This is a genomic window from Paraburkholderia sp. SIMBA_027 (assembly GCF_046535315.1).
GTDB classification, from domain to species: Bacteria; Pseudomonadota; Gammaproteobacteria; order Burkholderiales; family Burkholderiaceae; genus Paraburkholderia; species Paraburkholderia tropica.
This window is the reverse complement of the sequence record NZ_JAWRWY010000007.1, coordinates 63922-85254: the sequence shown is the minus strand read 5'-3', so window position 1 is coordinate 85254 and position 21333 is coordinate 63922. Positions and strand designations below refer to the sequence as shown.

20 protein-coding genes are annotated in these 21333 nt (G+C 66.2%); 5 read left to right on the top strand and 15 right to left on the bottom strand.

The genetic code is table 11. The features are described 5' to 3' along the window. Positions 1–23: 23 nt before the first annotated feature. Positions 24–1535, bottom strand: a complete 1512-nt coding sequence (locus SB764_RS15035; protein ID WP_065057320.1) for a leucyl aminopeptidase — start codon at positions 1533–1535, stop codon at positions 24–26. 134 nt (positions 1536–1669) lie between these two features. Here SB764_RS15035 and lptF point away from each other — a divergent pair, with 134 nt between their 5' ends. Genes lptF through SB764_RS15020 form a run of 3 tightly spaced genes read left to right on the top strand, consistent with a single transcriptional unit; the run spans position 1670 to position 4358 of the window. Then, entirely contained in the window at positions 1670–2770 is a 1101-nt protein-coding gene (gene lptF, locus SB764_RS15030) for an LPS export ABC transporter permease LptF (protein ID WP_065057319.1), read from the top strand. A gap of 3 nt (positions 2771–2773) precedes the next feature. Further along, complete coding sequence (gene lptG, locus SB764_RS15025; protein ID WP_110327559.1) at positions 2774–3922, top strand: LPS export ABC transporter permease LptG; 1149 nt, start codon at positions 2774–2776, stop codon at positions 3920–3922. Between the two features lie 28 nt (positions 3923–3950). Then, positions 3951–4358: a sirohydrochlorin chelatase gene (locus SB764_RS15020; protein WP_124261098.1), complete on the top strand. Its 408-nt coding sequence runs from the start codon at positions 3951–3953 to the stop codon at positions 4356–4358. A gap of 102 nt (positions 4359–4460) precedes the next feature. Here the strand turns inward: SB764_RS15020 and cobA are convergent, their stop codons facing one another. From cobA to SB764_RS14990, 6 genes are all read right to left on the bottom strand, one after another. Beyond that, on the bottom strand, positions 4461–5225 hold the full coding sequence (gene cobA, locus SB764_RS15015) for a uroporphyrinogen-III C-methyltransferase (protein WP_065057316.1): 765 nt from the start codon (positions 5223–5225) through the stop codon (positions 4461–4463). Positions 5226–5328: 103 nt separating this feature from the next. After that, positions 5329–6645: a sulfate adenylyltransferase subunit 1 gene (locus tag SB764_RS15010; RefSeq protein WP_065057315.1), complete on the bottom strand. Its 1317-nt coding sequence runs from the start codon at positions 6643–6645 to the stop codon at positions 5329–5331. Between the two features lie 25 nt (positions 6646–6670). Beyond that, positions 6671–7633 carry a sulfate adenylyltransferase subunit CysD gene (gene cysD / locus SB764_RS15005; RefSeq protein WP_065057314.1) on the bottom strand — a complete coding sequence of 321 codons (963 nt, stop codon included), beginning with the start codon at positions 7631–7633 and terminating at the stop codon, positions 6671–6673. A 114-nt stretch (positions 7634–7747) separates the two neighbouring features. Next, on the bottom strand, positions 7748–8512 hold the full coding sequence (locus SB764_RS15000) for a phosphoadenylyl-sulfate reductase (protein WP_065057313.1): 765 nt from the start codon (positions 8510–8512) through the stop codon (positions 7748–7750). After that, positions 8509–9051, bottom strand: a complete 543-nt coding sequence (locus tag SB764_RS14995; RefSeq protein ID WP_205992980.1) for a DUF934 domain-containing protein — start codon at positions 9049–9051, stop codon at positions 8509–8511. The genes SB764_RS15000 and SB764_RS14995 overlap by 4 nt, the downstream gene beginning before the upstream one ends. Before the next feature lie 29 nt (positions 9052–9080). Continuing rightward, positions 9081–10760 (bottom strand): nitrite/sulfite reductase, encoded by a 1680-nt coding sequence (locus SB764_RS14990; RefSeq protein ID WP_065057311.1) that lies wholly within the window; start codon positions 10758–10760, stop codon positions 9081–9083. Positions 10761–10984: 224 nt separating this feature from the next. Here SB764_RS14990 and SB764_RS14985 point away from each other — a divergent pair, with 224 nt between their 5' ends. Then, entirely contained in the window at positions 10985–11926 is a 942-nt protein-coding gene (locus SB764_RS14985; protein ID WP_065057310.1) for a CysB family HTH-type transcriptional regulator, read from the top strand. A gap of 141 nt (positions 11927–12067) precedes the next feature. Then, positions 12068–13267 (top strand): ABC transporter substrate-binding protein, encoded by a 1200-nt coding sequence (locus tag SB764_RS14980; RefSeq protein WP_410863946.1) that lies wholly within the window; start codon positions 12068–12070, stop codon positions 13265–13267. Between the two features lie 42 nt (positions 13268–13309). Here SB764_RS14980 and SB764_RS14975 read toward each other — a convergent pair whose 3' ends face one another. The 8 genes from SB764_RS14975 to SB764_RS14940 form a co-directional block, all read right to left on the bottom strand. Further along, a complete protein-coding gene (locus SB764_RS14975; protein ID WP_183715255.1) occupies positions 13310–13597 on the bottom strand; it encodes a type II toxin-antitoxin system RelE/ParE family toxin in 288 nt (95 codons plus the stop codon). Beyond that, positions 13594–13941, bottom strand: a complete 348-nt coding sequence (locus SB764_RS14970; protein WP_065057308.1) for a type II toxin-antitoxin system RelB/DinJ family antitoxin — start codon at positions 13939–13941, stop codon at positions 13594–13596. The genes SB764_RS14975 and SB764_RS14970 overlap by 4 nt, the downstream gene beginning before the upstream one ends. 182 nt (positions 13942–14123) lie before the next feature. Next, the gene (locus SB764_RS14965; protein WP_410863944.1) at positions 14124–15275 is read right to left on the bottom strand and encodes a Gfo/Idh/MocA family protein; all 1152 of its coding nucleotides are present in this window, start codon (positions 15273–15275) and stop codon (positions 14124–14126) included. 31 nt (positions 15276–15306) lie between these two features. Continuing rightward, the gene (locus SB764_RS14960; RefSeq protein ID WP_176080459.1) at positions 15307–16356 is read right to left on the bottom strand and encodes a sugar phosphate isomerase/epimerase family protein; all 1050 of its coding nucleotides are present in this window, start codon (positions 16354–16356) and stop codon (positions 15307–15309) included. A 77-nt stretch (positions 16357–16433) separates the two neighbouring features. Continuing rightward, a complete protein-coding gene (locus tag SB764_RS14955; protein ID WP_065057306.1) occupies positions 16434–17414 on the bottom strand; it encodes an ABC transporter substrate-binding protein in 981 nt (326 codons plus the stop codon). 104 nt (positions 17415–17518) lie between these two features. After that, complete coding sequence (locus SB764_RS14950; RefSeq protein ID WP_065057305.1) at positions 17519–18547, bottom strand: ABC transporter permease; 1029 nt, start codon at positions 18545–18547, stop codon at positions 17519–17521. Next, the gene (locus SB764_RS14945; RefSeq protein ID WP_183715253.1) at positions 18528–20015 is read right to left on the bottom strand and encodes a sugar ABC transporter ATP-binding protein; all 1488 of its coding nucleotides are present in this window, start codon (positions 20013–20015) and stop codon (positions 18528–18530) included. The genes SB764_RS14950 and SB764_RS14945 overlap by 20 nt, the downstream gene beginning before the upstream one ends. Before the next feature lie 147 nt (positions 20016–20162). Further along, positions 20163–21272 carry a LacI family DNA-binding transcriptional regulator gene (locus tag SB764_RS14940; protein ID WP_410863941.1) on the bottom strand — a complete coding sequence of 370 codons (1110 nt, stop codon included), beginning with the start codon at positions 21270–21272 and terminating at the stop codon, positions 20163–20165. Between the last annotated feature and the right edge of the window lie 61 nt (positions 21273–21333).

Sequence of the window (21333 nt, the reverse complement as noted above, 5' to 3'; positions counted from 1 at the left end):
CAGCATGGTTTGCAACACCTGCATCACTGCGCGGCGCGATCGATCAGGAATTGCGCCAGCAGCGGCACCGGACGGCCCGTTGCGCCCTTCGCCGCGCCGCTCTTCCATGCGGTGCCCGCGATGTCGAGGTGCGCCCACGGATACGCTTCGGTGAAGCGCGAGAGGAAGCACGCCGCCGTCACGCTGCCCGCCGGACGCCCGCCGATATTGGCGAGATCGGCGAAATTCGACTTGAGCTGATCCTGATACTCGTCGTCGAGCGGCATACGCCAGGCCGGGTCGGAAGCTTCGCGCGACGCGTCGAGCAGTTCGCCCGCGAGCGCGTCGTCCTTCGAGAACAGGCCGCTGTTGTGATGGCCGAGCGCGATGATGCACGCGCCCGTGAGCGTGGCGATGTCGATCACCGCTGCCGGCTTGAAGCGTTCGGCGTAGGTGAGCGCGTCGCACAGGATCAGACGGCCTTCGGCGTCGGTGTTGAGCACTTCGACCGTGAGGCCCGCCATCGTCGTGACGACATCGCCCGGCTTGGTGGCGTTGCCCGCGGGCATGTTCTCGCAGGCCGGGATGATGCCGATCACGTTGAGCTTCAGGCCCATTTCGGCGACCGCGCGAATCGTGCCGAGCACCGAGCCCGCGCCGCACATGTCGTACTTCATCTCGTCCATGCCCTCGCCGGGCTTGAGCGAAATGCCGCCGGTGTCGAACGTGACGCCCTTGCCGACCAGCACGATCGGCGCGGATTTCGCGCTGGCGCCCTGGTAATGCAGCACGATGAACTGCGGCGGTTCGACCGAGCCCTTTGTTACAGAAAGAAACGAACCCATCTTGAGCGCTTCGATCTGACGCTGGCCCAGCACTTCGACCTTGAGCTTCCAGTCGCGCGCGAGCTTCTTCGCGGTGGCGGCCAGATAGGTGGGCGTGCAGACGTTGCCCGGCAGGTTGCCGAGGTCGCGCGTGAGGTCCATGCCGTTGGCGAGCGCCACGGCCTGCTTCGCGGCGACCTTCGCCACCTTCTCGTCGGCGGCGTCGACGCTGAACACCACGCGCTTGAGCGCGCGCTGCGTGACGTCGGGCTTGCTCTTCATCTGCGTGAAGCGGTAGGTCTCGGTGCGCAGGACCTGAATCGCGGCGCGCACGCCCCAGTCGCTCGTGCGCTCCTTGATGGGCAGTTGCGCGAGCGTGAAGGTCACCTGGGCGATGCGCGTGCCGAGGATCGCGCGCCATGCCGCACGGGCTGCGTCGTTATAGGCTTTCTGGCCGAACGCATCCTGCTTGCCGAGACCGACGAGCAGCACGCGCGACGCGCCGATGCCCGTCACTTCGGGCAGGAACAGCGTGGAACCGGCCTTGCCGTCGATATCGCCGGCCTTGACGACGCGGGCGATCGTGCCGCCGAGCGCCGCATTGAGCGCGAATGCCGCGCCGGAGAGGGTTTGGGCCTCGAAGACACCCACCACGACGCAATCCGACTTGCCGGTCAGGAAGGGGCCTTCCCCGCCTTTGCTCCAATCACAGGCTTTTATGCTAAAGTCCATCGCGCTTGTCCTCGGATAAAATCAGGGCTTAGGATGAAAGCCGCAATTATCCGCTATTTTTCCCGCGGCGGCTCCTCGGCGGTTGCGCGAAAGGCGCGGCGCCTGGTCCGAGCCGCCCGCCCTGCCCATCTAGAATGATCTTCGAACGTTCCCTGCAGCGCGAACTCGCGTACACGGCCGGCGCTGTGTTCATGGTTCTGCTCACGATCATGCTGACGACGATGATGATCCGCATCGTCGGTTTCGCGGCTTCGGGCCAGATCGACCCGCGCGACGTGCTGGTCCTGATCGGCCTCACCGTGATCGGCTATCTCGCCGTGATGCTCATCGTCACGCTCTTCGTGTCGATCCTGTTCGTCCTCACGCGCTGGTACAAGGATTCCGAAATGGTCGTCTGGCTCGCCTCCGGGGTGAGCCTCACGCGCCTGATCAAGCCGATCGCCGTGTTTTCCACGCCGATCATCCTGCTGATCGTGTTTTTCGCCTTCATCGGCTGGCCGTGGTCGAACGCGCAGAGCAAGCTCATTCGCGCGCGCTTCCAGCAGCGCGACGAGGTCTCGCTGCTCGCGCCGGGCCAGTTCCGCGAATCGCCCACCACGCACCGCGTGTTCTTCATCGAGTCCATGAGCCCCGACCAGGCGCGCGTGGAGAACGTGTTCGTCACGAGCACGGAGAACGGCAAGGTCAACGTCATCGTCTCGAAGACGGGGCACACGGAAACCGAGAAGAACGGCGACCGCTTCGTGGTGCTCGAAAACGGCCGCCGCTACGACGGCGAGCCGGGCCATCCCGACTTCCGCATTTCCGAATTCCAGCGTTACGGCGTCAAGATCCAGAGCCAGCCGGTCGTGAACACGCCGTCGGCCAGTTCGACCTCCACGCCCGACCTGCTGCGCCAGCCCACCGACGACAATCTCGGCGAATTCGCCTGGCGCGCGGGCCTGCCGCTGATCGCGATCAATCTGATGCTGCTGGCGATCCCGCTTGCGTATCAGAATCCGCGCCGCAGCCGCACCATCAACCTCGTGATGGCCGTCCTGATCTACCTCACGTATTCGAATCTGCTGAACGTCATTCAGTCGCAGATCGAACAAGGCAAGATGTCGTTCGGCCTCGGGCTCGTGGTGCTGCACGTGGTCGTGCTGGCGCTCGTTGTTTTCATTTTCTGGCTGCGCGTGCGCAACCGGCCGCTCTTTACACGCGCGATGTTCCGCCGCGCGTCGCAGGGGAACTGACCGATGCGCATTTACGAGAAATACTTCGCGCGTCAGGTCTACCTGACGTTCGTGTTCATCCTGTTCGCCTTCTCGGGTCTGTTCTTCTTCTTCGACCTGATCAACGAGCTGAACTCGGTCGGCCACGGCAACTACAAGTTCGGCTACGCGGTGCTGCGCGTGGGCTTGCAGGCGCCCTCGCGGCTCTATGAAATCATTCCCGTCGCGGCGCTGATCAGCGCGATCTACGTGTTCGCGCAGATGGCGGCCAGCTCGGAATTCACGATTTTCCGCGTCTCGGGTCTCGCGACCGGCCAGGCGCTGCGCTCGCTGCTGAAGATCGGCGTGCCGCTCGTGCTGCTGACCTATCTGATCGGCGAAGTCGTCGGTCCGTACACCGACCAGCTTTCCGAGCGCGTGCGTCTCGAAGCGCTCGGCTCGGCCGTGTCGACCAACTTCCAGTCGGGCGTGTGGGTGAAGGACACGCTCACGGCGCGCCTCGACGGCGAGCAGGTCACGCGTTTCGTCAACGTCGGCAAGCTGCAGCCGGACGCCACCATCACCGACGTGCGCATCTACGAATTCGACAAGCAGTTCAAGCTCTCGAACGTGCGCATCGCGAAGAGCGGCACGTACCAGCCGCCGGGCCACTGGCTGCTCAAGGACGTGACCGACACCGAGCTGGTCAGCGTGCCGCCGCCGCCGAACCAGCCGACCGACGCGCTCGCGCCCGTCTATCGCGCAAGTCAGAGCGCGCTGCCCGAATACTCGCTGCGCTCGGAACTGACGCCGCAGATTCTCTCGGTGCTGCTGGTGTCGCCGGATCGCATGTCGATGTTCAACCTGTTCCGCTACATCCAGCATTTGCAGGAAAACCATCAGGACACGCAGCGCTACGAAATCGCGCTCTGGCGCAAGCTGCTCTACCCGTTCGCGGTGTTCGTGATGCTGGTGCTCTCGCTGCCGTTCGCGTATCTGCATACGCGTGCGGGCGTGGTCGGCGTGAAGGTGTTCGGCGGCATCATGCTCGGCATGAGCTTCCAGCTCGTCAACACGCTGTTCTCGCACATCGGCAATCTGAGTAGCTGGCCCGCGCCGCTCACGGCGGCCACACCCGCGCTGATCTATCTCGCGCTCGGCCTGATCGGGCTGAAGTGGGTCGACCGGCACTAGCGGCCACGTAGATCACGGAGAATCGACGATGAGCACGCACGGCATGATTCTCTTCGGCCACGGCGCGCGCGACGCGCGCTGGAAAGAGCCGTTCACGCGCCTCGCCGCTAAACTCGCGGCGGCGCGCGGTGCCAGCGACGCCGGCGGCCCGGTCGCCCTCGCCTTCCTCGAACTCATGGAACCGAGCCTGCCCGACGCCATCGCCGCGCAGGCCGCGCAAGGCTGCACGGTCATCACCGTGGTGCCAGTGTTCTTCGGCCAGGGCGGCCATATTCGCCGCGATCTGCCCGCGCTCATCGCGCAATGTCAGGCCGATCATCCGGACGTGCAGATCCGCTGCGCCACCGCCGTCGGCGAAGACGATGCCGTGCTCGACGCCATCGTCGGCTATTGCCTGACTCACGCATCGCAGCACGCGTCGCCCGGCGACGCCTGAATCCGTCGCGCAACCGCACAAAAGAAAAGGGCCGCTTCTCAGCGGCCCTTTCCCTTTCTGCTTTCGTGCTCGTACTACGCACAACCCCCGTTTTTTTATACTTTACGCGGCGGCGCGGCGCGGATCCTGTTCGTCCTGCGAGGCGTCTTCCTGCGCGGCGCGCGCACGAAACGCTTCGCCGATCATCAGCAGGCTCGGCTGCGCGGCGTCGAGCCAGTCCTGCGCCTCGCCCGCCTGCAGCGCCGCCAGCGTGAGCGTCAGCGTGCGCTCGCGCGCGGTGCTGCACGCCTCGACGATCGCCACCGGCGTCTCGCCCGCGCGGCCCGCTTCGATCAGCTGGCGCGCGATCTCGGGCGCGCTGTCGCGGCCCATATAGAACACCAGCGAATCGGCGTTCACGTGCTCGCGGATTTCCTCGCTGCCCGCCGCGCGCGAATACGTCGCGAGCGCGACGCTGCGCGACACACCGCGCAGCGTGAGCGAGCGTTGCAGCGTGGCCGCGCTCGCGAGCGCCGCCGTGATGCCCGGCACGATTTCGTACTCGATGCCCGCCGCTTCGAGCGCGCGCATTTCTTCGTCGGCGCGGCCGAACAGCATCGGGTCGCCGCCCTTCAGGCGCACGACCACGTCGTGCTCCAGCGCGGCATCGACGAGTTGCTTGTTGATGAAGTGCTGCGCCGTCGAGCGTTGCCCGCAACGCTTGCCGACCGCGATGAACTTCGCATCGGCCGGCGCGTACTCGAGCATCGCCGGTTCGACGAGCGCGTCGTGCAGGACGACCTGCGCCTGCCCGAGCAGACGCGCGCCGCGCACCGTAATGAGATCCGCGGCGCCAGGACCGGCGCCGATCAGATAGACCTTACCCATTTGCTAGAAGACTCCCATACCGCACGCTCGAAACGCGCAAGCCCGGCGCACCGCCGCGCGCCGCCACATGACGTGGATGGCGCGGGCGTGGCGCGCTGCGGCGTCAGGCGGCGACGGCGCGGATCATGCCCGCGGCCACCGTGTGGTGCGTGGCTTCGTCGATCAGGACGAACGCGCCGGTGCCCGGATGCACATCATACAGGTCCGCGACGAGCGGCTTTTGCAGCGTGAGCGAGACGCGGCCGATGTCGTTCATCGCCAGGTCGTGACGGTCGACGGCGTGCGAAAGCGTATGCACATCGAGCACTTCCTTGATCGCGCCGATCTTCGCGAACACCGTGCTGGTGGTCTGCTTGAGCAGGTACTTGCGCTGCGGCGAGAGCGGCTCCTCGTCGAACCAGCAGAGGTCCGCTTCGAGCTTCTTGGCCGGTTGCGTGTCGTCGCCGGCCGGCACGAAGGTGTCGCCGCGCGAGACGTCCACGTCTTCCGCGAGACGGATCGTGACGGTCTGGCCCGCGAACGCGCGGTCGACCTGCGCCGTGCCGCCCGGCACCGGCGCGATGATTTCCGCGACCGTGGCCGCGCGGCCCGCCGGCAGCACCGTGATGGCGTCGCCGAGCTTCACTTCGCCCGCTTCGATACGGCCCATGTAGCCGCGGAAGTCGTCGGCGCTCGAACCGTCCTGGCGCGCGACCCACTGCACCGGGAAGCGCAGCGCTTCGCCCGTTGCCTGCGCGACCGGCAGTTGTTCGAGCACGTCGAGCAGCGCTTCGCCTGCGTACCACGGCATGCGCTCGCTCGCGCCGACGATGTTGTCGCCCTTGAGCGCCGACACCGGCACGAAACGCACGTCTTCCAGGCCGAGCTGGCGCGCGAGTTCGACGTAGGCTTCGCGGATCAGGTTGAAGGTCGCTTCGCTGTAATCGACCAGATCCATCTTGTTGATCGCGACGATCACGTGTTGCAGACCGAGCAGCTTGACGATCGCGCTATGGCGCTTGGTTTGCGGCAGCAGTTGCGTCACGCCGTTCTCGACCGTCACGCGCGTGGGGTCGATCAGGATGATCGCGGCGTGCGCCGTCGAGGCGCCCGTGACCATGTTGCGCGTGTACTGCTCGTGGCCCGGCGTATCGGCGATGATGAACTTGCGCTTGGCCGTGGCGAAATAGCGATACGCCACGTCGATCGTGATGCCCTGCTCGCGCTCGGCTTCGAGGCCGTCCGTGAGCAACGACAGGTCGATTTCGTCGCCGACCGTGCGCTTGTTCTTGGCGCGCGAAAGCGCCGAGAGTTGATCCGAAAGGACTGCCTTGCTGTCGTACAGCAGGCGGCCGATCAGCGTGCTCTTGCCGTCGTCCACGCTGCCCGCCGTGATGAAGCGCAGCACGCCGAGGTCTTCAGGTTGATGCGTCGTAACCATGTTCAATTCTTCCTCTGCGTGCTCTTTAGAAATAACCTTGCTTCTTGCGCTGTTCCATCGCGGCTTCCGACGCCTGATCGTCCATGCGCGTCGCGCCGCGTTCCGTGATTTCGGTCACGGCCGTTTCGGCGATGATCTTCTCGACGTTGTCGGCATCGCTCGCCACCGGGCACGTGCAGCTGATGTCGCCCACGGTGCGGAAACGCACTTGCGCCATTTCGCTGACTTCGCCTTCCTTCATCGGCGTGAGCGGCGTGACCGGCACGAGCAGGCCGTTGCGGCGCACGATCTCGCGCTGGTGTGCGTAGTAGATCGACGGCAGTTCGAGCTTTTCGCGCTCGATGTATTGCCACACGTCGAGTTCGGTCCAGTTCGAGATCGGGAACACGCGCAGGTGTTCGCCGTTGTGCAGACGCGCGTTGTACAGGCTCCACAGTTCCGGGCGCTGCGCCTTCGGGTCCCACTGGCCGAATTCGTCGCGGAACGAGAAGATGCGCTCCTTCGCGCGGGCCTTCTCTTCGTCGCGGCGCGCGCCGCCGATCATGGCGGTGTAGCCGTATTGCTCGATGGTTTCGAGCAGCGTGACCGCTTGCGCGGCGTTGCGCGAATCGGTTTCGCGGCGCAGGCGCACGGTGCCCTTCTTGATCGAATCTTCGACGTGACCGACCACGAGTTCCGCGCCGATTTCAGCCGCGCGGCGATCGCGGAAGTCGATCACTTCCTCGTAGTTGTGGCCCGTGTCGATGTGAACGAGCGGGAACGGCAGCGAGGTCTTGCGGTTCGCGCCCAGACCGAACGCCTTGAGGGCGAGCGCCAGCACGACGACCGAATCCTTGCCGCCCGAGAACAGCAGCGCCGGCTTGCTGCATTCGGCGACCAGCTCGCGCAGGATGTGGATCGACTCGGCTTCGAGCCAGTCGAGATGGTCCATGCGGTTCGCCGTCACCTGAAGCGGGGCGTTCACTGCGGAATCGAGCGTCGTGCTCATGTTCGGAATCCTTCGTCTGATCGCGCCCTTTGCATCGGGCGCGTTACTCTGTATTCGACTTCGCTGCCGTTCGGCGTTCGTTAAAACGTCGAAAGCGGCGCGAAAACTTCAATCTTAGCTCGCCTGGCCGATCGGCGACACCGCCACCACCGGAATCGCGGACACCGACGTGATGTGCAGCCCGCATTCCTTCGTATCGCGCGACTCCCACCACCAGCGGCCCGCGCGGCTGTCTTCGCCGGGACGGATCGCACGCGTGCAGGGTTCGCAGCCGATGCTCGGATAGCCGCGCGCATGCAGCGGATTCACCGGCACCGCGAAGGCGCGCAGGTAATCCCACACATCGGCCTCGGTCCAGTCCGCGAGCGGATTGAACTTGTCGATGTTGCGCGCTTCGTCGCGTTCTTCCTCGTGCAGCTCCGCGCGCGTGACCGACTGCTCGCGGCGCTGGCCCGTGACCCACGCCGACACGCCCGACAGCGCGCGGTTGAGCGGCTCGACCTTGCGGATTTCGCAGCAGCGCTTGCGCAGATCGACGCTCTCGTAGAACGCGTTCAGGCCGTGCTGCGCGACATATTCGTCCACCGCGTCCTGCTGCGGATGGAACTGCTCGATCGCGTAGCCGTAGCGCTCGCGCACCGCGTCGAGCATGCCGAGCGTTTCGGCGTGCAGGCGGCCCGTGTTCAGCGAGAAGATGCCGATCTTCACGCCGCGCGACAGGATCGCGTGCGTGAGCAGCATGTCTTCGGCGGCGAGGCTGCTGGCTAGCTTGACGTCGGCGTGACGCGCGGCGATCGAGTCGAGCAGCGCATCGAGCCGCTCGATCTTCGCCTGCAGGTCAGCCGTGATCTCGCTGGCTGCGGTAGGGGCGGTGCTCATGCTGCCGCGCCCGATTCGGCCGCTTGTGCCGCGCGGCGGCGGAACAGCGGCGACGGTTCGTCGAACGCGCCCTGGTACTGCACCGTGAATTCCGTGAACGCCTTCAGCGCGTCGTGGATGTCCTTGTCGGCGCGCAGCGCGTAGGCGTCGAAGCCGCAGCGCTCGTAGAAGCGCAGCTGGTCGCGCAGCACGTCGCCGATCGCGCGAATCTCGCCCTTGTAGCCATAACGCTCGCGCAACAGACGCGCGATCGAATAGCCGCGGCCGTCGCGGAACACCGGGAAGTCGATTGCGATCAGCGCGATCTTGTCGAAGTCGGCGACCACGTCAGCCGGTTCGCTGTCCGGCGCGAGCCACACGCCCAGTTCGTCCTTGCCGCGCGCGGCCAGCGCGTCGCGGTTGGCCTGCCAGTACGCGAACGGGACCAGCACCTTGCCGGCCGGCAGCGCGGCCACGTCGGGCAGCGCGCCGTCTTCGGCGGCACGCACGACCTGCCAGTTGTCTTCGACGATCTCGCGGTTCTTGATGATCAATGCCATTGCTTAACTCTCGATTCGTTGCGTGCGGCTCAGGCGTGCGCCGTCTGGCGCGAGGCGTACACGCGCTCCTTGAAGGGCGCGATGCCGAGGCGGTCGTAGGTGTCGATGAAACGCTCGCCGTCGATGCGCAGTTCGACGAACGTGTCGATCACCTTCTGCATCACGTCGGGCATCTCTTCCGCCGAGAACGACGGGCCGATCACGCGGCCAAGGCGTGCGCCGTTGGCGCCGTTGCCCTGCTCGCCGCCGAGCGACACCTGGTACCACTCCGAGCCGTCTTTATCGACGCCCAGAATGCCGATGTTGCCGACGTGGTGGTGACCGCACGAGTTCATGCAGCCCGAGATGTTGAGCGAGACGTCGCCGAGGTCGTAGACGAAATCGAGGTCGCTGAAACGTTGCTGGATCGCTTCGGCGATCGGCAGCGACTTGGCGTTCGCGAGCGAGCAGAAGTCGCCGCCCGGGCACGCGATGATGTCGGTCAGCAGGCCGACGTTGGCCGTCGCGAAACCAACTGCCTTCGCCTTTTCCCACAGCGCGAACAGGTCCTGCTTTTTCACGTCCGCGAGAATCAGGTTCTGCTCGTGCGAGACGCGCACCTGGCCGAACGAGTAAGCGTCGGCCCAGTCGGCCACGGCTTCCATCTGCACGTCGGTCGCGTCGCCCGGGGCGATGCCCTGCGGCTTGAGCGAGAGCGTGACCGAAGCGTAGCCCGGCACGCGGTGCGGACGCACGTTGCGCTCGACCCAGCGCGCGAACGCGCGGTTTTCGAGCAGATGCTTTTCGTACGAGGTGTCGGTGTCGGTCAGCTTTTCGTAGGCCGGCGGCGCGAAGTATTGCGACACGCGGTCCACTTCGGCCTGCGTGATCGTCGACGGGCCGTCCTTCAGGTGCTGCCACTCTTCTTCCACTTGCTGCGCGAACTTCTCGGGCGAAAGCGCCTTCACGAGAATCTTGATACGCGCCTTGTAGAGGTTGTCGCGGCGGCCGTAGCGGTTGTACACGCGCAGCACGGCTTCGCAGTAGGTCAGCAGATGCTGCCACGGCAGGTCGCGCTTGATGATCGCGCCGATGATCGGCGTACGGCCGAGGCCGCCGCCCGCGAGAATGCTCGCGACGACTTCGCCCTGCTCGTTGCGGTCGAGGTAGACGCCCAGATCGTGGATCTGCACGGCGGCGCGGTCTTCCTTCGAACCCGAGACGGCGATCTTGAACTTGCGCGGCAGCCACGCGAATTCGGGGTGGAACGTCGACCACTGACGCATGATCTCGGCCCACGGGCGCGGATCGATGACTTCGTCGGGCGCGACGCCCGCGAACTGGTCGGCGGTGATATTGCGGATGCAGTTACCCGAGGTCTGGATGCCGTGCATCTGGACCGACGCGAGCTTGCGCAGGATTTCGGGCGTTTCTTCGAGCTTGATCCAGTTGTACTGGATGTTCGAGCGCGTCGAGAAGTGGCCGTAACCGCGGTCGTGCTCGCGCGCGATGGTGCCGAGCATGCGCATCTGGTCGCTGCGCAGATTGCCGTACGGAATCGCGATGCGATGCATGTAGGCATGGCGCTGGTAGTACAGGCCGTTCTGCAGACGCAGCGGACGGAACTCTTCTTCGCTCAATTCGCCCGACAGGCGGCGGCGAACCTGGTCGCTGTATTGCGCGACGCGCTCGTCGACGATGGTCTGGTCGTACTGATCGTATTGGTACATTCGGGGACCCCAGGGTTGTATCAATCGCGGCGTTCCGGTTACGCCGCGTTCTCCGACTTCGACTTCGCTATTTCTGTTCCAGCCCGACCGGCGCCTTCAACTCGCCGGTCATTTGCTAATGACCAAAACAGATATCCATATTGGAAAAGTTGGGGAAATGGTAATAAACTCGCCTTATATTTCAAACGATTCAAAAATCAGGTTGATATGCCAAGGGGTTATATATGAACCTGCACCAGTTCCGCTTCGTACGCGAGGCCGTGCGCCAGAATTTCAACCTCACGGAGGCCGCGAAGGCCCTGTATACCAGCCAGCCCGGCGTCTCGAAGGCGATCATCGAGCTCGAGGATGAATTGGGGGTCGAAATCTTCACGCGCCACGGCAAGCGCGTGCGCTCGCTCACGGAACCCGGCCGCATCATCCTCGCCTCCGTGGAGCGCATCCTTCAGGAAGTGGAAAGCCTCAAACGCGTAGGTAAGGACTATGCGGCCCAGGATCAAGGCAATCTGGTGATCGCGGCCACGCATACGCAGGCGCGCTACTCGCTGCCGGCCGCCATCGCCGAGTTCAAGCGGCGCTTCCCCAAGGTCCACCTTTCGATTCTGCAAGGCAGCCCGACCCAGGTCGCCGAAATGGTGCTGCACGACCAGGCCGACCTCGCGATCGCCACCGAGGCCATCTCCAACTATAAGGAACTGGTCTCGCTGCCCTGCTTCACCTGGCATCACGTGGCCGTGATGCTACCCGATCATCCGTTGCTGGAACGCAAGCCGCTCTCGCTCGACGATCTGGCCCAATTTCCGCTGATTACCTACGACAACGCGTTTGCGGGCCGCACCAAGATCAACGAGGCGTTCCGTTTGCGCGGGCTCTCGCCCGACATCGTGCTCGAAGCCATCGACGCGGACGTGATCAAGACCTATGTGGAACTGGGCCTCGGCGTGGGGATCATGGCCGATATCGCCTTCAACGCCGAACGCGACCGCCATCTGCGCGCCGTGCCGGTGGGGCATCTGTTCGGCAGCAACGTGACGCGCGTGGCGCTCAAGCAGGGCGCGTATCTGCGCAGTTATGTGTATACGCTCGTCGAGCTGCTTTCGCCGAGCCTGAACCGCAAGCTGATCGAACAGGCGCTCAAGGGCGAGCACGAGACGTACGAGCTGTAATACGCGCTGTAATGCGCGCTGTAATGCGAACTGTAAGCGGACGGCGCGTGCCGCATTCAACCGCGCGGATTCACCCGCAGATTCACCCACAACTAACTAGATAGAACGCTTCTCGCTTTTTTCCTTCCTGGAGACCGCTGCATGAAGTCGTATCTGCGTCTGCATCATCTGAATCCGGGCTTGCGCCCTGCCTTGCGTCCGCTCGCCCTCGCCGCCGCTGTCGCGCTGGGCATTGCCGCCCCCGCCGCGCACGCGGACCTCAAGGTAGGCATCGACCTGTCGAGCACCGGCCCCGCCGCCGCCATCGGCATCACCAGCAAGAACGCCATGCTGATGTGGCCCCCGACGATCGCGGGCCAGAAAGCCGATTACATCGTGCTCGACGACGGCTCCGACCCGGGCGCGGCGGTGCGCAACATCCGCAAACTGGTCAACGAGGACCATGTGGACGTGATCGTCGGGCCGAACATCACACCCGCCGCGCTCGCGGCGCTCGACGCCGTGGCCGAAAGCAAGACGCCGATGATCACGCTGGTCGGCTCGGCCTCGGTGGTCGAGCCGCAGCAGGGCGCGCGCACCTGGGCGTTCAAGATGGCGCAGACCGACGCCGCCATGGCCGACGTGATGACGCGCTACATGGCCGCGCACGGCGTGAAGACGGTGGGCTTCATCGGTTTCGCCGACAGCTACGGCGACAGCTGGCTCAACGCGTTCACGAAGTTCGCGAAGGAGCGCAACCTTCAGATCGTGGCGACCGAGCGCTTCAACCGCACCGACGCGAGCGTGACCGGCCAGATCCTCAAGCTGATCGCCGCGAAACCCGACGCCGTGCTGATCGCGGGCGCGGGCACGCCGACCGTACTGCCGCAGCGCACGCTGGTCGAGCGCGGGTACAAGGGCGCGATCTATCAGACGCACGGTATCGCCACGCCCGAGTTCATCAAGCTCGGCGGCAAGGACATGGAAGGCACGCTGTTTCCGACGCAGCCGGTGGTGGTGGCGCGCACGCTGCCCGCCGACCAGCCCGCGCAGAAAGCGGCGCTCGCCTTCGTGGACGCCTATGAGGTCAAATACGGTCCTGGCACCGTCACGCAGTTCGCGGGCGACGCGGCCGGCGTGTACCCGCGCCTCGCCGACGCCGTGACGCGCGCGCTCAAGACCGCGCAGCCCGGCACCGAGGCGTTCCGCGTGGCGCTGCGCAGCGAACTGGAGCACGCGCACGAACTGGTCGTGCCCAACGGCGTGGTCAACACGAGCGAGAAGGACCACGTGGGTCTGGACCAGCGCGCGAGCGTGATGGGCACGATACGCGGCGGCAAGTTCGTGTATCTGGCGCAGTGAGTTCGCGCAGTGAGTTCGAGGAGTGAGTCGGCGCAGCGCGTGCTAATCCATAACGGCAGGCCAGCGCCGCGCGCCGTGCAGCACGCGTAGCACCGTGAGCGTTTGCCGTTCGACACGGTAAGCGATGACGAACGGCGCGCCATGCACGACCAGTTCGCGCGTGCCGCTTACCCGGCCACGACGGCCGATCTCCGGATAGAGGCGCAGCCGACGGACCGCGGAGGCGATGCACTCGTCCACGCTCACGGCTGCATGCGCGCCGCGTGTCTCGTTGAAGTCGAATATCGCTTCGCGGTCGGCCAGCGCGAGCGGCGACCATTCGAGTTTCAATTTTTGCGCTTGCGAACGGGGTTCAGCTTCGGAGCCGCCGGCTCGGCCTCGTCCACGTGCCTCGCCGCCGCCGCGCGCCGCTTCGCGAAATGCGCCTCGACCGCGTCCGCCTCCACGGCCGGGCGCGCGTCTTCCAGCGCTTCCAGCACTTTCGCGCGGAACCACGCGTCGTGCGTGGCCGGATCGACCGCGAAGCCGACGGGCAGCGCGCCCTCGTTCGCCACCCGCGTGAGCAGGATGCGCACCGCGTCCGACACCGTGAGTCCCATCTTTTCCAGCACCGCCGTGGCGCGTTCTTTCAACGCCGGGTCGATGCGGACCTGTACCAATGCGCTTGCGCCCATCGCCTCACTCCCTCGCGTGGTGATCGAAGCCGCATTGTAATTCAACTGTATTACATTAGACATGAGCATCCTTGAAGTGCGTTAAACACACTGCAAGTTTTGTCGCGTCCGGAAATCCGCGCCATTCATCCGAATGGCTAACGCAGCGCGCTGCCCGCCACCGTCGGCGCTCGCCCCAACCCTCAACCCAGCGCGCGCCAGGCGCCATCGGCGGCGCTGCTGGCCAGCACCGCTTCGATAAAGCGCAGCCCGGCCACGCCATCGTCGACGGTCATGAGCAACGTACTTTCGGGCGGCGGCGGCACGCCCATGTCGCGCGCACGAATCTGCGCCGCCGCGTCGCGATAAAGCTGCGCGAACGCTTCCAGATACCCTTCCGGATGCCCCGGCGGCACGCGCGTCGCGTGCGCGGCGGCCGCGCCCGTCACCCGTCCGCGCGTGAGCCGCTGCGCCTCGCCGCCCTGCGGCGTGAACCACAGTTCGTTCGGCGCTTCCTGATCGAACCCGAGCCCGGCCTTCGTGCCGTACACCCGCAAGCGCAGCGCATTCTCCGCGCCGCTCGCGACCTGGCTCGCCCACAGCATGCCGCGCGCGCCGTTCGCGTAACGCAGCATCGCCTGCACGTGATCGTCGATACGCCGTCCGGGCACGAAGGTATGCAGCTCCGCGGCGACCGCCACCGGCTCCATGCCGCTGACAAACGCCGCCAGCTGATACGCGTGCGTGCCGATATCGCCGAGACAACCCGCCGGACCCGCCAGCGCCGGATCGGTGCGCCAGCTCGCCTGACGATTGCGGCCGTCCGCGCCGCCCTGCTCGATCGGATGCGCGAGCCAGTCCTGCGCGTACTCCACCTGCACGACGCGCACCTCGCCCAGTTCGCCCGCCGCCACCATTTCTCGCGCATGGCGCACGAGCGGATACCCGGAATACGTGTGCGTGAGCGCGAACACCACGTTCGCGTCGCGCGCGTGCTGGGCGAGCGCGCGCCCTTCGTCGAGCGAGACGGCCAGCGGCTTATCGCAGATCACGTGGATGCCCGCCGCCATGAACGCATGCGCCACCGGCGCGTGCAGATGATTGGGCGTGACGATCGCGACCGCATCGATGCCGTCCGCGCGCACGCCTTCTTCGCGCGCCATCTCGCGCCAGTCGGCGTAACTGCGCGCGAGGCCGATGGCGTCGGCGCTCGACTGCGCGCGCGCCGCATCGGACGACAACGCGCCCGCCACCAGTTCGAAATCGTCGTCGAGGCGCGCGGCGATCCGATGCACCGCGCCGATGAACGCGCCCTCGCCGCCGCCCACCATGCCGAGTTTCAGTCTGCGTGTCATCGTCGTGCTCCGCGTTGTGCGTCACTGCGTATCAGAGGCCCAGCACGCTTTTGAGTTGCGCGTCGTCCACGCCGCTGCCCGCGAAGTCGTCGAACGCATGCTCGGCCACGCGGATCAGATGCCGCTTGATGAACTCCGCGCCCTCGCGCGCGCCGTCGTGCGGATGCTTGAGCGCGCATTCCCATTCGAGCACCGCCCAGCCCGGAAAGTCGTACTGCGTGAGCTTCGAGAAAATCGCGCCGAAGTCGATCTGCCCGTCGCCGAGCGAACGAAAACGCCCCGCGCGCTCGACCCAGTCGCTATAGCCGCCGTACACGCCCTGCCGCCCCGTGGGCCGGAATTCCGCGTCCTTCACGTGAAAGGCCTTGATGCGCGCGTGGTAGAGGTCGATGAACGCGAGGTAATCGAGCTGCTGGAGCACGAAATGGCTCGGGTCGTAGAGAATGTTCGCGCGCGGATGATCGTCCACGGCGGCCAGAAAACGCTCGAAAGTCACGCCGTCGTGCAGATCCTCGCCCGGATGCAGTTCGTAGCAGACGTCCACGCCCGCTGCGTCGAATGCATCGAGAATCGGCCGCCAGCGACGCGCAAGTTCGTCGAACGCGGCCTCGACAAGACCGGGCGGACGCTGCGGCCACGGATACACATAAGGCCACGCGAGCGCGCCCGAAAACGTCACATGCGCGCTCAAGCCCAGATTGCGCGACGCGCGCGCGGCGAGCTTCAGCTGCTCGATGGCCCACGCCGTGCGCGCCTCGCGATTGCCGCGCACGTGCGGCGCGGCGAAGCCGTCGAACAGCGCGTCGTACGCGGGATGCACGGCCACGAGCTGACCTTGCAGATGCGTCGACAACTCGGTGATCGCGATCCCCGCGTCGTCGGCGGTCTGGCGCAGATCGTCGCAATACGCCGGGCTCGCGGCCGCCTGTTCGAGATCGATCAGGCGCGCATCGGTCGGCACCTGAATGCCTTTGTAGCCCAGTTGCGCGGCCCATTGCGCCATGTGCGCGAAGCTGTCGAACGGCGCTTCCTCACCCAGAAACTGGGCGAGAAAGATCGCCGGACCCTTGAGGGTTTTCATCGGTCCGAGTCCTCAGCAAAGCCACCGCGGCGCGGCGGCGGTTGACGAACGATGCAGGCCAGCGTGATGCGCCGCGCTCAGAACGGCGAATCCGGGAAATAGAACTGTTTGGCGTTCTCCTTCGTGATCAGCACCGAAGGAATGATCGTCGTGGGCGGCAGCGCCTTGCCCGCGAGCCGCGCCTCGGCCGTGAGCTTGATCGCGTCGTAGATGAACTTCGGCGAATACGACACGTCGGCCTGAATCAGCGGATCGCCGTCCATCACGCGCTTGACCATGTCCTTCGAGCCCGCACCGCCGAACACGATCTTGATGTCGCTGCGTTTGGCCTGATCGATCGCCTTGAGCACGCCCACGGCCATGTCGTCGTCGGCGGCCCAGACGGCGTCGATGTGCTTGAAGCGCGTCAGGAAGTCCTGCATGGTCTTGAAGGCGTCGTCGCGATTCCAGTTCGCGTACTTCGCGTCGAGAATCTTCATGTCCGGATAGTTCTTCAGCACCGCCGTAAAGGCGTTCCAGCGCTCGTTGTCGAGCGTGGTCGGAATGCCGCGCAGCGCGACGATGTTGCCCTTGCCGTTCAACTGCTTCGCGAGATACTCGGCGGGAATGCGGCCGAACGCGGTGTTGTCGCCGGCCACGTAGGCGTCCTGCGCGCTCTTGTCGGTCAGGCCGCGATCGACCACCGTCACGTACACGCCCTTCTTCTTGACCTGCGCGACCGGCTGCGTGAGCGAGGCCGATTCAAACGGGAAGATCACCAGCGCGTTGATCTTGTTGACGGTCACAAGGTCCTGCAACTGGTTCGCCTGATCGGGCGCGTTGGCCGCCGTCTTGACGATGACTTTCAGGTCCGGATGCGCCTTCTCCAGCTCTTTCTTCGCCTCGTTGGCCCACCAGACGATGCCGCCCGTGAAGCCGTGATCGGCCGTGGGAATGGCGACGCCGAGCGTGACCTTGTCCTCGGCGTGCGCCGGGCTTGCCGTGAAAGGCGAAGCGAACATCGCCGCCACGCCGAGCGTCAGCGCGCCCGTCCACATCGCACGAATCGTATTCTTCATGATGCCGTCTCCGATGATTGTTGTGCGGGCGCGCACGCCCGTCCTTTGACCACGCCTTGCACCGACTATTAATTCGCCATCTGAACAAAATACCGCTCACACGACTACCGCCTGCCGCGTTGCAGGAAGGCCACGGCAATGATCGCCACGCCCTGCACCGCCGCGTTCAGATACACGCTGATGATGCTCGTGAGATTCAGAATGTTCGCGATCACCGAGAGCAGGATCGCGCCCACCACCGTGCCCGCCACGCGTCCTTCGCCGCCCTTGAGCGCCGTGCCGCCGACCACCACGGCCGCGATCGCTTCGAGTTCCCACAAGATGCCGGTGGTCGGCGTGGCCGAGCCCAGACGCGGCACGTAGAGCACCGTCGCCACGCCCACGCACACGCCGAGCAGCACATAGGTCGCGCACTTCACGCGATCGACGCGAATCGCCGCATAACGCGCGACCTGTTCGTTCGAGCCGATCGCCTGCACGTGCCGCCCGAACGCCGTACGGTTGAGCACCAGCGCGCCGCCCGCCGCCATCAGCGCGAACACCCACACGGGCACCGGCACGCCGAAGAGGCTCGCGTAATACACGGGACCGTAGAGATCGACGAGATTGTTTTGCAGCGTGAGCGCGCCGCCGTCGGCGAGCCACGTGAGCACCGAGCGGAAAATGCCCAGCGTGCCGAGCGTGACGATGAACGGCTCGATGCGTCCGCGCGTGATGAGCAGCCCGTGCGCGAGACCGAACAGCGCGCCCAGCACGAGCGCGATCGCCATGCCGATCGCGATGATGGCGAGCGGCGCGAACGCGTGGCCGTTCACGCCCGCCGCGAGCGCGTTCATCACCCAGATCATCACGCCCGCGATCAGCGCCGCCATCGAGCCCACGGAAAGATCGATGCCGCCCGAGATGATCACGAAGGTCATGCCCACCGCGATGATGCCGATGAACGACGTGCGCGTGAGCACGTTGAGCAGATTGTCGACGGTCGCGAAGTCGCGGTTGAGCAGCGTGCCGACCACGCACAGCGCGACGAGGCCGATCAGCGGCCCCACGCCCGCGAGCCGGTGCGCGAGCCGCACGACGAAGCGCCGCGTGCGCGCCTGGGCGCTCGCCGCTTCAGTGGGTGCCGGTTGCATGGGCGATCAGCTCCTCTTCGTTCAGATGGTCGCGGCCGAGCGTGGCGACGAGCCGCCCCGCGCGCATCACCGCGACGCGATGCGCGAGGCCGATCAACTCGATCAGCTCCGACGAAATCACCACCACCGCGCGTCCCGAGGCCGCGAGCCGCTCGATCAGGAAATAGATGTCGCGTTTCGCGCCGATATCGACGCCGCGCGTGGGTTCGTCGAGCACGATCACGCGCGGATCGGGCTGCAGGAATTTGGCGAGCGCGAGCTTCTGCTGATTGCCGCCCGAGAGCATGCGCGCGCGGCTCGACAGGTCGCCGGTGCGAATGCCGAATTCGCGCACCGCCGTTTCGAGCGCGCCGCGCGCGGCCTTCAGATCGAGCAGCGGACGGCCGTAGCGTTCGAGCGTCATCAGCGTGAGGTTGTCCTGGAGGTTCAGATTCAGATGCAGGCCTTTGCCCTTGCGGTCCTCGCTCAGATACGTGAGGCCGTGGCGCATGGCCTCGCGCGGATGCTTGAGCGTCACCGCCCGCCCGCCGATCTCCACCTCGCCCGCCAGCTTGCGGCGCAGCCCGACGAGCGCCTCGAAGGCTTCGCTGCGCCCCGCGCCCACGAGTCCCGCGAAGCCGAGAATCTCGCCCGCGCGCACCTCGAAGCTCAGGTCCTCGACCCAGCCCGGCACGGCGAGGCCGCGCACCCGCAACGCGACGGGCGCGTCGGCGGCGACGAGGCGCTTGTCGGGAAACATGTCGGAGACGTCGCGGCCCACCATCAGGTTGGCCATCTGCTGACGCGCGAGGCCCGCTGTCGCGCTCGCGGCCACGAAGCGGCCGTCGCGCATCACGATCACGTCGTCGGTGATGCGCTCCACTTCGTCGAGCTTGTGCGAGATGTAGACGATCGTCGCGCCGTCCGCGCGCAGCTTCGTCATCAGCGTGAACAGGCGCGCGGTTTCGCTGGGCGTGAGCGTGGCCGTGGGTTCGTCCATGATGAGCAGGCGCGCGCGGCGCGCGAGCGCCTTGGCGATTTCCACGAGCTGCTTTTCGGCGACGATCAGCTCGCGCACGAGCGTGTCGGGATGCCGTTCGAGCCCGACCTGGGCGAGCAGCGCGCGCGCTTCGCGGCGCATCGCCGTGTCGTCGACAAAGAGGCCGCGCTTCTTTTCGTGGCCCAGAAAGATGTTCTGCGCGATCGTCAGATGCTCGGCGAGATTGAACTCCTGATGGATCAGCACGATGCCCGCGGCTTCGGCGGCGCGCGAGCCGTCGAACTGGCAGGCGCGGCCGTCGACGAGCATCTCGCCCGCGCTCGGGCGCTCGTAGCCCGCGAGGATTTTCATCAGCGTGGATTTGCCCGCGCCGTTCTCGCCCAGCAGTCCGTGAATGCGGCCCGGCGCGAGGTCGAAGCTCACGCCGTGCAGCACGCGCACGGGGCCAAAGTCCTTGCGGATATCGTTGAATCGCACGGCGACGCTCATGGCCGCTCGCTCCTCCAATTCGCGCGGGGTCCGGCGGGCCGCGTGCACGTCGACTTGCCGTGCGGCGCTGCCCGCCTTCTCTCGCTGGTCTCCCCTGCTAATAAGCGTTTGTCTTGCGATCCAGCATGTTCAGCCGACCCCGCGCGTTCAGGCGCTGCGCCGCACCACCAGCCGATGCGGCAACAGCACGCCCGGCACGTTCGCGCGCGGATCGGCGAGCCGCTTCAGCAGCAGACGCGCGGCCGTTTCGCCGAGTTCGCGCATCGGCTGCGCGATAGTCGTGAGCGGCGGATCGATCTGCGCGGCCAGCGCGATATCGTCGAAACCGACCACGGCGACGTCGTCGGGCACCGCCCAGCCGCTGCCGCGCAAACCATTGACGACGCCCACCGCGAGCGTGTCCGAAACCGCGAAAATCGCGTCCGGCTTCGCCGCGCGCGCGCCGCCGCGTTGCGCCATGAGCGCGGCGGCGGCCTGCGCGCCCGCGTCGTAATCCAGACAGTTCAGATTCACGCGCCACGCTTCGCGCGCCTCGATGCCCGCTTCGGCGAGCGCGGCGAGGTAGCCGTCGCGGCGCTGCTGCGCATACAGATAGTGATCGTCGGAATTGATCAGCGCGATGCGCCGCCGCCCGCGCGCGATCAGATGGCGCACCGCGTCGCGCGCCGCCCCGAAATTGTCGATGCCCACGTAAGGCACGCCCGCGGCCGGATCGAACTCGCAGCACGCGACCCACGGCAGCGCCGGTTCGTGCGCGGCGGCGCGGTTGGCCTGCTGCACCGTGGCCGGATCGAGGCAGATAGCGCCGTCCGCGCGATGGCGGCGCAGCAGGTCGAAGTAACTACGCTCGCGGCCCGCGTCGGCGCCCGTGTCGCAGAGCAGCATGAAATAGCCGTGCTGGCGCGCGACGCTGTCGATGCCGCGCACGATCTCGGCGTAAAACGGATTGCCGAAGTCCGGCACCATCGTCAGCAGCAGGCGGCTTTCCGCCGTGCGCAGATTGCGCGCCAGCTCGTTGACGCGATAGCCGCTCGTTTCGACCTCGGCGAGCACACGTGCGCGCGTGGCGGGCCGCACGTTGGTGTGGCCGTTGAGCACACGCGACACCGTGGCCACCGAGACGCCCACGCGCCGCGCCACTGCCGCGATGGAGCCGCCGCGCGCGTCGCCGCCGGCGGCCTGCGCTGCGGCCTCGGCCGCTTCGGCTGACGCCGCCGGATCGGCTTGTGAGGCGTGCGGCTGGGCGGTGGTCGTCATGAAAAAGGCGATCGGTGGCAGGGTCGAGGCTGTCGAAGATGGCCGCGCGGGCGCGTCGGCA